We start from the raw sequence: 14,486 nt of genomic DNA, 5'->3' as shown, positions 1-14,486 counted from the left end.
GGTTCGACCCTGCTCGACGGCAGCTTCATCCGCCGAGTGCCTGTTCCGAAAGGCTTTTTGGCGATCACTCCTGATGAAAACCGCTCACGATTCGTTTGCTGGCTCTTCTTATTTTGGCCACAGGCGCTAGCTTTGCGTGACAATTCCATGACAATCGAGTGACGTGCTTGTCGCTGGGTGGGGAAGTTAAAGTGGCAAAGAGTTACAAACGCGCCGGCAAGGCCGCGCCACAGTTCCTGGAAGACGACCCCTCCACCGGCTATCTGCCGGGCAGGAGATGGCCGGTCGTGCGCTATGGGCTGATCAGCCTGGCGATCGCCGCCGTCCTGGTGTTTGCCATCGAACTGATCGTGCGCGGCGACTTTGCCGGCACGGTCTCCTTCTTCCTGCAGCCGCTCAAGCCGGGCTGGACCACCATCGTCGTGTTCGCGCTGATCCTGATCGGCCTCGATGCGGTGCTGGGCCGCAGCCATCAGAGCCTGATGATCGTCGCGCCGCTGACGCTATCGCTTGCCTTCGTCGGCCACCAGAAGTCGCATTATCTCGGCGATCCGCTCTATCCGACCGATTTCCTCTATGCCCGCCAGATCTTCGCGCTGTTGCCGCTTTTGGTGCGCGACCGGCCGATGACCGCGCTCGCGATGGTCGTCGGCATCGTCGCCGGCCTGTCGCTGCTCGTCTATGGCTGGCGGATGTGGCGCCGCAAGGTTCCCGCACTTAGCCGCAAGGGACGCCTTGCGCGGCTGACGCTGGCAGTGCCGCTGCTCGCCTTCTTCGTTTCGATCATGGACTATGCCACGTTCTCCTGGACCAGGGACCGGTTGCAGATCATCCCGATCATGTGGGACCAGAAGGAAAACTATGCCTCCAACGGTTTTGCGCTGGCCTTTGCGCTCAATGTGCCGATGGCGCATGTCTCTGCGCCGCCGGGCTATTCCGACAAGGCGATCGCGGCGATCGCCAGGCCCGATGTGACCGCCTCGGTGCCGACCGAGAAGCCTGACATCATCATCGTCATGAGCGAGTCCTTCTGGGACCCGACCAAGCTGCCCGGCGTCACCATCACGCCCGATCCGATCCCCAATGTGCGGGCGCTGCGCTCCGGCTCGATGTTCTCGCCGGAGTTCGGCGGCATGACCGCCAATATCGAGTTCGAGGCGCTGACCGGCTTCTCCAACGCGTTCCTGCCGGCCGGCAGCATCCCCTACCAGCAATATGTGCGCACGCCGACGCCGTCGCTGGCAACCTTCCTCAAGAGCCAGGGTTATCGGGCGCGCGCCATCCATCCGGGCACCAACTGGTTCTGGAACCGTGGCGCGGTCTACGCCGATTTCGGCTTCAACGATTTCAAGTCGGAAGAGACGCTGCCGCCAATGCAAAAGCGCGGGCCACTGGCATCGGATGCCGCGATGACCGACGAGATCATCAGCGAGGCCGACGCCAGCGAAGAGCCGGTGTTCTTCTTTGCGGTCAGCCTGCAAAACCACGGTCCCTACGAACCGAACCGCTATTACAGTCCCACGCACAGGGTGCAGGCGCCGATCAGCCAGTGGGCGCGCGAATCGCTGCTCAGCTACGCCGAAGGCTCAGCCGATGCCGATCGCGGTCTCGAACGCCTCGTCGAATGGGCAAAGACACGCTCCCGCCCAACCGTGATCGCCTTCTTCGGCGACCATCTGCCGCCGCTCGGGCCGGTCTATGTCGAAACCGGCTTCCTGAAGGACAATGTCGCGCCGCGCAAGGAAGCGTCGCCCGAGGCTGCCCTCGAGCATCATGAGACGCCGCTGGTCATCTGGTCGAACCGCACCGGGCCAGCTGAGCACATGGGCGCCGTCAGCCCGGCCTTCCTGCCCTATCATATCCTGAAGACGGCCGGCATCAGCCATCCCTACTACACCGGCTTCCTGGGCGAGATGAGCGAACACTACCGTGTCGTCGACCGCAATTTGCTGCTGACGCCGGCTGGCGAGGCCACGCCCGATTGGGCGCGGCAGAAGGAGATCGATCCGGCGATCCGCGATTTCCGCCTGCTGCAGTACGATATGATGTTCGGCAAACGCCACGCGGCACCCGACTTCTTCCCCGAAACGGTCGACAAGATTGTCGCCGCCCATACGAGTTGAGGCCAGCGATTTCCTCAGAGCCTGCTGGTCCGTCTCGGGTCGCGTGTTCAGTTCGTCAATTGCAGCTTCGTGAAGTTGTTGGCGATCTGAAGGAACACGTTCGGCAGTTTGGTCGGATCGTTGACGGCATAATAGTTGCTCGGATCCGAGGCGCAGGCGCTGTAAAGTGCACGGTTGGCTGCGGTGTCGGATTGCAGCACCATGGTGTAGATCTGCACGCCCTCGTTCTTCAATTGCGTGCAAACGTTTTTGGTCCAGCCGTCGACATTGCGCGCAGCGGTCGTCTGGTTGTCCGATCCGAAGCGGCCGCCAGCCAGATAGCCATAGGATGTGTAATCCGACTTTGTCGATTCTTGTTCGCTGGCGCCATAGACGACGTTCTCGCCGTCGGTGAGCAACAGCACGATCTTGCTGATCCCAGGCGTCTTCCACGGCGCTCCGTCGGTGTAGGGCGCGGCGGGCGACAGCACGCGCATACCCCACGACAGGCCCTCGGAGACATTGGTACCCGAGCCATTCCACTCGGTCATCTGACTGGCCGCCTTGCGGAGCTTGTCAAAGTCGTCGGTCAGGGGGACCACCGGGGTCGGACACGCACGGTTCGGGCCGACAGTGACGGGAGAGCCGATCTCGGTGATGAGTTCCTTGGCGGGCGCAACATATTTGGCGATCCTTTCCCTGGCATCCCTGTCATCGGGCGACAGAAGTTCGATGAGATTGCCGAGCAGGTTGCTGAGATCGATGCCCAGAATGTTGATGCCCGACTGGGCAAGCCTGGTTTTGTCGCTGACATCGTTGAGATAGGAGTTGTTGTAGTATTTATCCGAATTGCCATAGGAGCCAGACGGCTTCTGGGCGTCTTCGGGATCATCCGGCGCAAAGTAGGGCACGAACAGCGTGTCGGGCTTGGCCGGGTCGGGTGGCGTGTCGGAGATATTGTAAGCGCCTGGCCGCGCCTCGACGCAACCTTTCCATCCGGTGCCATTCCATCCGGCATCGGCCCATCCGGTCTTCTTGAGCTGTTTGAAAAGCGCCATGTGGTTCGGCCGCTTGCCGTCGATGACGGGAAAATTGACGCCGTTGGTTGACGACTTGCCGTCCATGTCGATCCAGGACGGGTCGAAGCCGTCGCCATTGACGTTGACGGCCGTCACGAAAGGAACCAGCGAGGCGCGGATCTTGCGCGTTGGCGATTTCGCCGCTTCGAGCGTGTCGAGCAACGATTTTGTCGCCGTCCTCAGCGCCGTCATCCGCGCGCCGGCCATCGAGCCGGTGTTGTCCAGCACCAGCACGACTTCGAGCTGGTTGTTCGATTCGACCGCCGAGGCATCGACCACGATGTGCTTGCTGTCGCCGAACAGGAAGGCGAAGTTGAGATGGACGTCCGCCGAGGCAACCGCCTTGGTCTTGACGAAGTTGACGCCCTTGTCGACAGTCAACGTCGCCTGCGCATTGTCGAGCTCGCCATGACCGACGATGTTGGCCTGGAAATAGCGGTTGAAAGCGTCATTGCGGGTGATGTCGAGATCGCCAAGGTGCGAAGAAGCAAGGTTTGCCGAATCGAGAGCGTTCTGCAAATTGCTCTTGGCCCGCATAAGGGTCGAGACATCGGTTGCGAAAGCGACTGCCGTCAGGATGACCGGCAAACCCAGTCCCAGCACAAGCGTGAAATTGCCGCTCTTCGAGCGCCAGAATTTGTTGAGAAGCATCCTTACCCCCGGAAATGCTTGCCGCTTTTGCGCGGTTGTCCGGGCTTTTGCGCCTTCCATGATGAATCGACCGTTGACGGCCAGGCTTCAACTCCACACAACCTGCTGGTGTGGTTAAGACGTGGTTGCCGGAAACCACGACTCCGGCCGTTGCTGCTCCCGATCGTCGCCTGCGACACACGGGAATGCCGCTTGCCCTTGCTTTGCGGCCGGATTGCTGTATAGACGCCCGCAATCTGCCGGTCCTTGCTGGGGGCTGAACGGAGGGCCGGAGGTTTTTCAGAACCTTCGTGTGAAGCCGGAAGTGCTTCCGCCTCCCGTGTCTCCGCTCTCGACCGTCTCGTCATGCTCCTTTCTTCCCCCTGCCCCTCGAGGGTTTGCGGGTCAGAGAAGTTGCAGAGGCTTTTGCCGCCGGGAACCGGGAGAGAAACGAAGAAAGGCATAAGACATAATGGCTCTTTACGAACATGTGTTTCTTGCCCGGCAGGACCTCTCGCAGCAGCAGGTCGATGCGCTTGTCGAACAGTACAAGGGTGTCATCTCCGCAAATGGCGGGTCCGTCGGCCGGGTCGAGAACTGGGGACTGAAGTCCCTCACCTACCGGGTCAACAAGAACCGGAAGGCTTACTACACGCTGATGGACCTGAATTGCCCGGCGGCCGCGCTCAACGAGATGGAGCGCCAGATGGGCCTGTCCGAAGACGTGCTGCGTTTCCTGACCATCAAGGTCGAGGCGCATGAGGAAGGCCCGTCGGCCATGATGCAGAAGCGCGAAGAGCGCTCGGAACGCGGCGGCTTCGGCGACCGTGACCGTGGCGATCGTGGTCCGCGTTCGTTCGGCGATCGTGATCGCGGCGACCGTGGCGATCGTCCGCCGCGCTCGTTCGGCGACGCCGGTGCCGATCGTGGTCCGCGCCGTCCGCGCGAAGGCTTTGAAGGGGGTGCAGAATAATGGTCGACATCAATCAGATCCCGACCCGGCGCCCGTTCCATCGCCGCCGCAAGACCTGCCCGTTCTCCGGCGCCAACGCGCCCAAGATCGACTACAAGGACGTGCGTCTGCTGCAGCGCTACATTTCCGAGCGTGGCAAGATCGTGCCGTCGCGCATCACCGCCGTCAGCCAGAAGAAGCAGCGCGAACTCGCCAAGGCGATCAAGCGCGCCCGCTTCCTCGGCCTGCTGCCCTACGTGGTTCGCTAATATCTCAAATGCGGGCGGTTCGCCGCCCGCTCTTCTCCCACGGCGACGGGCGCCGCAGGGTTGAACATCAAATCCCGGGTTGAGGTCAAAACCTCTAACTGCCGCACAGGCAGGACAGCGACACCAGCGCCAAAGGCGCTCAAGCTTCCTGACCTGTTCCCAAGACATTCGGCGCCGATCTCATCGATCGATTGGCGCTCAACCAAAGGAACAAATCCATGGACGTCATTCTTCTCGAACGCGTTTCCCGCCTCGGCCAGATGGGCGATACCGTCAAGGTCAAGGACGGCTTCGCCCGTAACTTCCTGCTGCCGCAGGGCAAGGCGCTGCGCGCCAACGAAGCCAACAAGAAGAAGTTCGAAGGCCAGCGCGCCCAGCTTGAAGCCCGCAACCTCGAGCGCAAGTCGGAAGCGGCCCAGGTCGCTGAAAAGCTCGACGGCAAGAGCTTCATCGCCGTTCGCTCCGCCGGCGAAACCGGTCAGCTTTACGGTTCCGTTTCGACCCGCGACATCGCCGATCTGCTGACGGCGGAAGGTTTTTCGATCAACCGCAACCAGATCCTGCTCAACCAGCCGATCAAGACCATCGGTGTCACCAATGTGGCGATCGCGCTGCATCCGGAAGTCGAGGTCACCGTCACGCTCAACATCGCCCGCACGGCCGACGAAGCCGAGCGCCAGGCCAAGGGCGAGACGCTGACCACCGCCGAAGCCATCTATGGCGACGACATCAACGACAACGCCCGGCCGGAGAACTTCTTCGATCCGAACACCGAGTTCGAGGGCGACGAAGACAACGCCTGATCACACGTCGCAAGCGATTGGAGCCATGGGGCTGATCACGACTTAACGCCAAGCTCCGATCACTTTGCCGTCATCCAGCCATGCTGGACCAATGCCCGGGCCTCGCGCCCGGGCATTTTTGTGCCAAATGGAACTTTTCGAACCCCTATATATTGTTGCAGACTATGGCGTCGCGCGTCCTTTGGCCGCGCAAAGCACGCGCAACTTTGGTTCGGCGCAAGATCTCCGGCGAAATCGATCCCGATTTTCGCGGTCACGCGCCAAGGCAGCCTGTCTGGCCGAGAGGGGACATTTGGTCATGAATATTCTGTTGAAGCGCGTTCTCGACCGCTTGGTGCGCACCGGCAATCTTAGGGTAACCGGCCCCAAGGGCACGGCGGTGGTTTTCGGCGACGGCAGCGGCGAACCGGTGCACATGCACATCAAGACCGCGCATGCCGAGCGCGCCATCACCTTCGATCCGATGCTGGCGGTGCCTGAAGCCTACATGGACGGCGAACTCGACATTCTCGAGGGCGGCGTGCTGGGCGTGATGCGCATCGCCTTCCAGAACATGGGCAGCGGCGGCATCGACGCCACCTGGTCGAAGGCCATCGAAGGCCTGCGCCACGCCTTCCGCCGGCTGCAGCAGATCAACACCGCCTCGCGCTCGCGGCGCAACGTGCAGCGCCACTACGATCTGTCGGGCGATCTCTACCGGCTCTTCCTCGACGAGGACATGCAATATTCCTGCGCCTATTTCGAGCAGCCGGACATGACGCTCGACGAGGCGCAGGCCGCCAAGAAACGCCACATCGCCGCCAAGCTCCGGCTGAAGGCCGGCCAGACGGTGCTCGACATCGGCTCCGGCTGGGGCGGGCTTGGCCTCTATCTCGCCAAGGCGTTCGACGTCGACGTGCAAGGCGTCACGCTGTCGACCGAGCAGCATGGCGTCGCCACCGACCGGGCGCATGCGCAAGGGCTGGAAAGCCGCGTGCATTTCGAGCTGAAGGACTACCGCGAACTCAACGAGCGTTTCGATCGCATCGTCTCGGTCGGTATGTTCGAGCATGTCGGCGTCAACCACTATCGCACCTTCTTCGACAAGAGCGCGACGCTGCTCAAGCCGGATGGCGTCATGCTGTTGCACACGATCGGCCGTTCCGGCGTGCCGTGGGCGACCAGCGCCTTCATCCGCAAATACATCTTCCCGGGCGGCTACATCCCGTCGCTGTCGGAAGTGATGCCTGCGATCGAGAAGTCGGGCCTGGTCGTCACCGACGTCGAGATCCTGCGGCTCCACTATGCCGACACGCTGAAGCACTGGGGCGAGCGCTTCGCCGCCAATCGCGACAAGGCCAAGGCGATCTATGACGAGCGCTTCTGCCGCATGTGGGAATTCTATCTGGCGGCCTCGGAAGCCGCCTTCCGCTGGCAGGATCTGGTGATCTTCCAGATCCAGATCGCCAAGAAGAACGATACGCTGCCGATGACACGCGACTACATGGCCAAATGCGAAAAAGCGCTTGAGATGCGCGATATGGGGCATCGTGAAACGGCTCCCGTCAAAAAGAGCCCGGCCGCCAAGCCGGCTCGCCGCCGCAAGGTTGCCGACCAGGAATAGCATTGCCGCTTGCCATTGCCGGCGCCTGCACTGAAAAAGGTCCCGTGACCGTCGCGGGACCTTTTTCATGACCTTTGTCCTCTATGCCGCCGCCGCTCTGGCCGAGATCGCCGGCTGCTTTTCATTCTGGGCCTGGTGGCGGCTGGAGAAGTCGCCGCTTTGGCTTCTTCCCGGCCTCGCCTCGCTTGCCCTGTTCGGCTTCCTGCTGGCGCTGGTCGACACGTCAGCCGCCGGTCGCGCCTACGCCGCCTATGGCGGCATCTACATCGTGGCGTCGCTTGGCTGGCTGTGGCTGGTTGAAGGCGTTCGCCCCGACCGCTGGGATCTTGCCGGTGCCGCGCTCTGCATTGCCGGTGCTTCGGTGATCCTTCTCGTCCCGCGGGGCGCTTGAGATGGAGTTGCCTGCCTCCCTTCGCCAAGGTGTCGAACGTCTGCTCGAAAACGTTCCGCTGGCGGTACTCAAGCAAGCGGCAAAGACGCTGTCCGACCGCTACCGCGCCGAGTTGCGCGACGGCCGTCTGCACATGGCCGAGGATCTGGCGGTGAAGGCCTATCTGGCGACGCGGCTGCCGGCGACCTATGCCGCGATCCGTTCCAGCCTTGACGCGCTGAGCGACGTCAAGCCTGCCTTTCAGCCCAGGACCTTGCTCGATGTCGGCGCCGGCCCTGGCACGGTGCTTTGGGCCGCGACCGATCTGTGGCCCGATCTCGAACAGGCGGTGTTGTTCGAAGCCAGTGCCGCCGTGCGTAAGGTCGGCGAGACGCTTGCCGGCAACACTATTGCCGCCCAGAGCAGATGGCTGGTCGGTGATGCCACCATCGACCTTGCTGACATCGAGCCGGCCGATCTGGTCACGTGCGCTTATGTGCTCGATGAAATCGCGCCGGCATCGCTGCCGAAACTCATTGACCGGCTCTGGCAACTCACTGGCGACACGCTCCTGATCGTCGAGCCGGGCACCCCCGCCGGCTGGCAGCGCATCCTTGCCGTGCGCCGGCAGCTGATCGAGGCGGGCGCGCATGTGCTTGCGCCTTGCGCGCATCAGGCGCCCTGCCCGCTGGTCCAGCCCGACTGGTGCCATTTTTCCCGCCGCGTCGCCCGCTCGCGCCTGCATCGGCTGGCCAAGGATGCCGACGTGCCGTGGGAAGACGAGAAATTCATCTACGTCGCGGCTTCTTGCGACGGCCCCACATCACACCAGGCACGAGTTCTTGCGCCACCGAAATCCGGCTCCGGCAAGGTTCTGCTCAAGCTTTGCCAGGACGACGGCACCGCCACCGAGCGCTTGTTCACCAAGCGCGACGGCGCCGACTTCAAGTTGGCCCGGCGATTGGACTGGGGCGACAGGCTGGACAACATCGCAAAATGAACAGTGCCATTGTTCTTGCTTTGTTCCGACGAGTCAGATAGAGATCCACGCCCTGTCGAGTCAACCGGAATCGGGGCACGCGAATACTCTCCTGTGGACGATTGGTTGTTCCTGTGAACAACGGGCATCAAGGTTCTTTGGTTGGGTAGTGATGCAGAAAGGTCAGCACCGACTCATCACGTTCTGATATCGAAAGGCCGGGATTGAAATCGGGGATATCATGGCAGAGGCAGCGCGAAAATTCGGCGTCGCGGAAACACCGCTTTATCGTGAAGCGCCAAACAACATCGAGGCCGAGCAGGCGTTGCTCGGCGCCATCCTCGTCAACAACGACGCCTTCTACCGCGTCTCTGACTTCCTCAAGGCCAGCCATTTCTACGAGCCGCTGCACCGCAAGATCTATGAGGTGGCGTCCGAGTTCATCCGTATGGGCAAGGTGGCGACGCCGATCACATTGAAAACCTTCCTGCCGGCCGACGAGAAGGTTGGCGACATGACGATGGCGCAATATGTCGTGCGGCTGGCGGTCGAGGCTGTGACCGTCGTCAACGCCACCGACTATGGCCGCGCCATCTATGACCTTGCGACGCGCCGCGCGCTGATCACCGTCGGCGAAGACATGGTCAACATCGCCTATGACGCGCCGGTCGACATGGCACCCGGCGAACAGATCGAGGATGCCGAGCGGCGGCTGTTCGAGCTGGCCGAAAACGGCCGCTACGATGGCGGTTTCGAAAGCTTTTCCGATGCGTTGAAGAATGCCGTCGACATGGCAAGTGCTGCCTATATGCGCGATGGCCACCTGTCGGGCATTGCGACCGGCCTGCGCGATCTCGACCACCGCATGGGTGGCCTGCAGCCTTCGGATTTGATCATCATCGCCGGCCGCCCAGGCATGGGCAAGACGTCGCTGGCCACCAACATCGCCTACAACATCGCTGCCGCCTATGAGCCTGCCCAACAGGCCGACGGCTCCGTCAAGGCGGCCAATGGCGGCGTCGTCGGCTTCTTCTCGCTTGAAATGTCGTCGGAGCAGCTGGCCACCCGCATCATCTCCGAGCAGACCGAGATTCCATCGTCGAAAATCCGGCGCGGCGATTTGACGGAAGCCGATTTCGGCAAGCTTGTCGCCTACACGCAGGAGAACCACAAGCGCCCGCTCTACATCGACCAGACGGGTGGTATCTCGATCGCCCAGCTCGCGGCGCGCGCCCGCCGCCTCAAGCGCCAGCGCGGGCTGGACCTGATGGTCATCGACTATATCCAGCTGATGCAGGGTTCATCTGCCAAGGCGTCGCAGAACCGCGTCCAGGAAATCACCGAGATCACCACCGGACTGAAGGCGCTCGGCAAGGAGTTGGGCGTGCCGATCATCGCGCTCTCACAGCTCTCGCGTCAGGTCGAAAGCCGCGACGACAAACATCCGCAGCTGTCCGACCTGCGCGAATCGGGCTCGATCGAGCAGGACGCCGACGTCGTGCTGTTCGTGTACCGCGAGGAATATTACATCAAGAACAAGGAGCCGGAGAAAGGCACGCCCGAGCATCTCGCCTGGGAGACGAAGATGATCGAGGTCCAGGGCAAGGCCGAAGTGATCATAGCCAAGCAGCGCCACGGACCGACCGGCACCGTCAGCCTTGCCTTCCAGGGCGAGTTCACCCGCTTCTCCGACCTCGCCGAGGAGCATCATCTGCCGGAAAGGTTCGAGTGACCTATTGAGACAGGTCCCATTCCTTGGCGCCCCCCTCTGTCCTGCCGGACATCTCCCCCTCAAGGAGGGAGATCGGATGGCATCGACGCTTTCGCCAATTTTTGGCGTTGAAAAGAAGGCGCAAGCGCTGAAGCTGCAAATCTCCCCCCTGGAGGGGGAGATGGCCGGCAGGCCAGAGAGGGGCGCTGCCCCGCCAGCCTGTCACGGCGTGGCTTCCATCTGATGGCCAAGTCGCGCGTCCAATTCATCTGCCAAAGTTGCGGATCGGTGCATCAGCGCTGGGCCGGCAAATGCGATGCCTGCGGCGAGTGGAACACGCTGGTCGAGGAAGGCACGTCCGGCGGCATCGGCTCAGGACCAGCCAACACGCGCAACGCCCGCAAGGGACGCGCCGTGGTGCTGACCACGCTGTCCGGCGATATCGAGGACGCGCCACGCATCATCTCGGGCATTGGCGAACTCGATCGCGCCACCGGCGGCGGGTTCGTGCGCGGCTCGGCGCTGCTGGTCGGCGGCGACCCCGGCATCGGCAAGTCGACGCTGCTCACCCAGGCGGCCGCGGCGCTGGCATCAAAAGGCCACCGCATCGTCTATGTCTCGGGCGAAGAGGCGGTCGCGCAGATCAGGCTGCGGGCGCAGCGGCTTGGCGTCGCCTCTTCTCCGGTGGAACTTGCCGCCGAGACCAATGTCGAGGACATCCTGGCGACGATCGCCGACGGCAAGCGGCCTGATCTCGTCATCCTGGATTCGATCCAGACGCTGTGGACCGACCTTGCCGATTCGGCACCCGGAACCGTCACCCAGGTGCGCGCTGCCGCCCAGGCGATGATCCGCTATGCGAAATCCACGGGTGCGGCGATCGTACTGGTCGGCCATGTCACCAAGGAAGGCCAGATCGCCGGGCCGCGCGTCGTCGAGCACATGGTCGACGCCGTGCTCTACTTCGAAGGCGAAGGCGGCCACCACTACCGCATCCTGCGCACGGTGAAGAACCGTTTTGGACCGACCGACGAGATCGGCGTCTTCGAAATGTCGGACAAGGGCCTGCGCGAGGTCGCCAATCCGTCCGAGCTTTTTCTTGGCGAACGCCATGCCAAATCGCCGGGGGCGGCGGTTTTCGCCGGCATGGAGGGGACAAGGCCGGTGCTGGTCGAGATCCAGGCACTGGTCGCACCCTCCTCGCTCGGCACGCCACGCCGCGCCGTCGTCGGCTGGGACGGCGCCCGGCTGTCGATGATCCTGGCGGTTCTCGAAGCCCATTGCGGGGTGCGATTCGGCAGCCATGATGTCTATCTCAATGTCGCCGGCGGCTACCGGATTTCGGAGCCCGCGGCAGATCTCGCAGTGGCGGCCGCCCTGGTTTCCTCGCTCACCGGTCTTGCCCTTCCCGCCGATTGCGTCTATTTCGGCGAAATCAGCCTTTCGGGCGCCGTGAGGCCGGTTGCGCATGCGCAACAGCGCCTCAAGGAAGCCGAAAAGCTGGGTTTTGGAAGCGCGGTTCTGCCCTCGGGCAGCGGGGAACTGGCCGGGGGGATCGGGGCCGGTTCTTTCCAGCCGACCGAGCTTGCCGACCTCGTGGCACGCATAGCCGGCTCACGCCGAAGCCGCGTGGACGAAGAAGACTAGAGCATCGGACCCAGAGCCCGATGTTCGGCGCTATAATGCGGCTCATGGAGTGGGGCGAAAGACATGCCGATTACGCTGCTTGACGGAATTCTCGTCGGCTTCACTCTGGTCTCGGCGATGCTCGCCATGGTTCGCGGCTTCTCGCGCGAAGTCCTGTCCGTCGTCTCCTGGGCAGCGGCGGCAGCGGCGGCGTTCTTCTTCTACAAGCCGGTCGTGCCTTACCTCGCGCCCTACATCGAGAATGAAAAGGTCGCCATGGCGGCGGCCGCCGGCGTGGTTTTCATCATCGCGTTGATCGTCGTCTCGGTCATCACGATGAAGCTCGCCGACTGGATCATCGATTCCCGGATCGGCGCGCTCGATCGTACGCTCGGTTTCCTTTACGGCGCCGCGCGCGGCATCCTGGTCGTTGCCGTCGCCCTGCTGTTCTTCAACTGGCTGGCCGGCGCCAAGGCGCCAGCCTGGGTCACGGAAGCCAAATCGCGGCCGCTGCTCGAACAAATCGGCGCCAAGCTCGAAAGCCTGCTGCCCGAGGATCCGGAAAACGCGATCCTCAAGAAGCTCAATCCGAATCAGCCGGCCGCCGAAACGCCAGCTGCTCCGGACGCACCGGCGGCGGATGCTCCGGCGGGCGGCGACGATACCAACACGCCGGCGCCTGACGACAATGACGCAACACCACCGGCGAACAACGCCCCGGCCGCTCCGGCACCGGCGGCACCGGCAAACTGACGCCGAAAAACGGCGTCAGGATCTGACGATGGTGTGAACGACTGCACGGCCCGCGTTGCTTTCGGCGCGAACCCGCATTATATGGCGATTTTAGCGGAGCTTAAGATGGCAGACGCAGACGACGTGCTTTCCGCCGAGGCCGACGACCATTTCCACGATGAATGCGGTGTGTTCGGCATTTTCGGCCGGCAGGACGCTGCGGCCATCGTTACATTGGGCCTGCATGCGCTGCAGCATCGCGGCCAGGAAGCGGCCGGCATCGTTTCCTATGACGGCAGCCAGTTCCATGTCGAACGCCATGTCGGCCTGATCGGCGACACCTTCACCAAGCAGCGCGTCATCGACAGCCTGCAAGGCAACCGCGCCATTGGCCATACGCGCTACGCCACCACGGGCGGCGCCGGCATGCGCAACATCCAGCCCTTTTTCGCCGAATTGGCCGATGGCGGTTTCGCCGTCGCCCACAACGGCAATCTGACCAACGCCATGACCGTGCAGCGCGCGCTGCAGAAGCAAGGCGCGATCTTCTCCTCCACCTCCGATACCGAGACGCTTTTGCACCTCGTCGCCACCAGCAAGGAGCGCGATTTGAACTCGCGTTTCATCGATGCGGTGCGGCAGGTCGAGGGCGCTTTCTCCCTGGTGGCGATGACGGCCAAGAAGATGATCGGCTGCCGCGATCCGCTCGGCATCCGGCCGCTGGTGCTGGGCGATCTCGACGGCGCCTGGATCCTGGCCTCCGAAACCTGCGCGCTCGACATCATCGGCGCGCGTTTCGTGCGCGACCTGAAGCCCGGCGAGATGGTCGTCGTCACGTCCAAGGGCATCGAGAGCCTGTTCCCCTTCGAGCCTCAGAAGACCCGCTTCTGCATCTTCGAATATGTCTATTTCGCGCGGCCGGATTCCTCGGTCGAAGGCCGCAACGTTTATGAGGTGCGCAAGCGTATCGGCGCCGAGCTGGCGGTCGAAAGCCCGGTCGAGGCCGACATTGTCGTGCCGGTGCCGGACTCGGGCACGCCGGCGGCGATCGGCTTCAGCCAGGCGGCCGGCATTCCCTTTGAGCTCGGCATCATCCGCAATCATTATGTCGGCCGCACCTTCATCCAGCCGGGCGATTCGATCCGCCACATGGGCGTCAAGCTGAAGCACAATGCCAACCGACGCATGATCGAAGGCAAGCGCGTGGTGCTGGTCGACGACAGCATCGTGCGCGGCACCACCAGCCAGAAGATCGTGCAGATGGTGCGCGACGCCGGCGCCAAGGAGGTGCATATGCGCATCGCCTCACCGCCGACACGCGCCTCCTGCTTCTACGGTGTCGACACGCCGGAGAAATCGAAGCTCCTGGCATCGCGCATGTCGATCGAGGAGATGGCCGAGTTCATTCGCGTCGATTCGCTTGGCTTCCTCACCATTGACGGGCTCTACCGCGCGGTCGGCGAGGCCAGCCGCGACAACGACCAGCCGCAATTCTGCGATGCCTGCTTCACCGGCCAGTACCCGACCCGCCTGCTCGACTTCGAAGGCCACGACAATGTGCGCACGCTGTCGCTGCTGGCGACAAGCGGGACGTAGGCCGGACCGCCATCAGCGTTAGTCAATTCCCGGA

13 protein-coding genes are annotated in these 14,486 nt (G+C 62.9%); 12 read left to right on the top strand and 1 reads right to left on the bottom strand.

Going from position 1 to position 14,486, the window contains the following annotated elements; all coding sequences use genetic code 11:
* Window positions 1-167: 167 nt before the first annotated feature.
* A complete protein-coding gene (locus AC0L2D_RS23960; RefSeq protein WP_473542688.1) occupies window positions 168-2,123 on the top strand; it encodes an LTA synthase family protein in 1,956 nt (651 codons plus the stop codon).
* Window positions 2,124-2,170: 47 nt separating this feature from the next.
* On the opposite strand, the gene AC0L2D_RS23955 is transcribed toward AC0L2D_RS23960, so the two are convergent.
* Window positions 2,171-3,832 carry a pilus assembly protein TadG-related protein gene (locus tag AC0L2D_RS23955; RefSeq protein ID WP_473542686.1) on the bottom strand — a complete coding sequence of 554 codons (1,662 nt, stop codon included), beginning with the start codon at window positions 3,830-3,832 and terminating at the stop codon, window positions 2,171-2,173.
* Between the two features lie 451 nt (window positions 3,833-4,283).
* Between AC0L2D_RS23955 and rpsF the strand changes: the two genes are divergently transcribed.
* The 11 genes from rpsF (at window position 4,284) to purF (ending at window position 14,452) form a co-directional block, all read left to right on the top strand.
* Window positions 4,284-4,784: a 30S ribosomal protein S6 gene (gene rpsF / locus AC0L2D_RS23950; protein ID WP_013532520.1), complete on the top strand. Its 501-nt coding sequence runs from the start codon at window positions 4,284-4,286 to the stop codon at window positions 4,782-4,784.
* Complete coding sequence (gene rpsR, locus AC0L2D_RS23945) at window positions 4,784-5,032, top strand: 30S ribosomal protein S18 (protein ID WP_006203718.1); 249 nt, start codon at window positions 4,784-4,786, stop codon at window positions 5,030-5,032. The genes rpsF and rpsR overlap by 1 nt, the downstream gene beginning before the upstream one ends.
* Window positions 5,033-5,250: 218 nt before the next feature.
* Entirely contained in the window at window positions 5,251-5,835 is a 585-nt protein-coding gene (gene rplI / locus AC0L2D_RS23940; protein WP_013532521.1) for a 50S ribosomal protein L9, read from the top strand.
* A gap of 298 nt (window positions 5,836-6,133) precedes the next feature.
* Window positions 6,134-7,438, top strand: a complete 1,305-nt coding sequence (locus tag AC0L2D_RS23935) for an SAM-dependent methyltransferase (RefSeq protein WP_024504321.1) — start codon at window positions 6,134-6,136, stop codon at window positions 7,436-7,438.
* Between the two features lie 67 nt (window positions 7,439-7,505).
* Window positions 7,506-7,829: a YnfA family protein gene (locus tag AC0L2D_RS23930; RefSeq protein ID WP_013532523.1), complete on the top strand. Its 324-nt coding sequence runs from the start codon at window positions 7,506-7,508 to the stop codon at window positions 7,827-7,829.
* A gap of 1 nt (window position 7,830) precedes the next feature.
* The gene (locus AC0L2D_RS23925) at window positions 7,831-8,808 is read left to right on the top strand and encodes a small ribosomal subunit Rsm22 family protein (RefSeq protein ID WP_473542683.1); all 978 of its coding nucleotides are present in this window, start codon (window positions 7,831-7,833) and stop codon (window positions 8,806-8,808) included.
* A gap of 220 nt (window positions 8,809-9,028) precedes the next feature.
* On the top strand, window positions 9,029-10,519 hold the full coding sequence (locus AC0L2D_RS23920; protein WP_013532525.1) for a replicative DNA helicase: 1,491 nt from the start codon (window positions 9,029-9,031) through the stop codon (window positions 10,517-10,519).
* A gap of 76 nt (window positions 10,520-10,595) precedes the next feature.
* Window positions 10,596-10,742, top strand: a complete 147-nt coding sequence (locus AC0L2D_RS23915; protein ID WP_164761334.1) for a hypothetical protein — start codon at window positions 10,596-10,598, stop codon at window positions 10,740-10,742.
* Window positions 10,742-12,145, top strand: coding sequence for a DNA repair protein RadA (gene radA, locus AC0L2D_RS23910; protein WP_013532526.1), 1,404 nt, complete (start codon window positions 10,742-10,744; stop codon window positions 12,143-12,145). Before AC0L2D_RS23915 ends, radA begins: the two co-directional genes overlap by 1 nt.
* A gap of 63 nt (window positions 12,146-12,208) precedes the next feature.
* Window positions 12,209-12,877: a CvpA family protein gene (locus AC0L2D_RS23905; RefSeq protein ID WP_013532527.1), complete on the top strand. Its 669-nt coding sequence runs from the start codon at window positions 12,209-12,211 to the stop codon at window positions 12,875-12,877.
* Window positions 12,878-12,982: 105 nt separating this feature from the next.
* Complete coding sequence (gene purF / locus AC0L2D_RS23900) at window positions 12,983-14,452, top strand: amidophosphoribosyltransferase (protein WP_013532528.1); 1,470 nt, start codon at window positions 12,983-12,985, stop codon at window positions 14,450-14,452.
* The last annotated feature ends 34 nt before the right edge of the window (window positions 14,453-14,486 follow it).

The organism is Mesorhizobium sp. WSM4833 (assembly GCF_055811095.1).
This window is presented reverse-complemented; position numbering and strand designations above follow the sequence as displayed.

Bases quoted from the DNA above. Each gene is read 5' to 3' on its own strand.
- AC0L2D_RS23920 (WP_013532525.1), top strand. From the start codon at position 9,029: ATGGCAGAGGCAGCGCGAAAATTCGGCGTCGCGGAAACACCGCTTTAT.
- radA (WP_013532526.1), top strand. From the start codon at position 10,742: ATGGCCAAGTCGCGCGTCCAATTCATCTGCCAAAGTTGCGGATCGGTG.
- rpsR (WP_006203718.1), top strand. From the start codon at position 4,784: ATGGTCGACATCAATCAGATCCCGACCCGGCGCCCGTTCCATCGCCGC.
- rplI (WP_013532521.1), top strand. From the start codon at position 5,251: ATGGACGTCATTCTTCTCGAACGCGTTTCCCGCCTCGGCCAGATGGGC.
- AC0L2D_RS23930 (WP_013532523.1), top strand. From the start codon at position 7,506: ATGACCTTTGTCCTCTATGCCGCCGCCGCTCTGGCCGAGATCGCCGGC.
- AC0L2D_RS23935 (WP_024504321.1), top strand. From the start codon at position 6,134: ATGAATATTCTGTTGAAGCGCGTTCTCGACCGCTTGGTGCGCACCGGC.
- AC0L2D_RS23915 (WP_164761334.1), top strand. From the start codon at position 10,596: ATGGCATCGACGCTTTCGCCAATTTTTGGCGTTGAAAAGAAGGCGCAA.
- AC0L2D_RS23925 (WP_473542683.1), top strand. From the start codon at position 7,831: ATGGAGTTGCCTGCCTCCCTTCGCCAAGGTGTCGAACGTCTGCTCGAA.
- rpsF (WP_013532520.1), top strand. From the start codon at position 4,284: ATGGCTCTTTACGAACATGTGTTTCTTGCCCGGCAGGACCTCTCGCAG.
- AC0L2D_RS23955 (WP_473542686.1), bottom strand. From the start codon at position 3,832: ATGCTTCTCAACAAATTCTGGCGCTCGAAGAGCGGCAATTTCACGCTT.
- AC0L2D_RS23905 (WP_013532527.1), top strand. From the start codon at position 12,209: ATGCCGATTACGCTGCTTGACGGAATTCTCGTCGGCTTCACTCTGGTC.
- purF (WP_013532528.1), top strand. From the start codon at position 12,983: ATGGCAGACGCAGACGACGTGCTTTCCGCCGAGGCCGACGACCATTTC.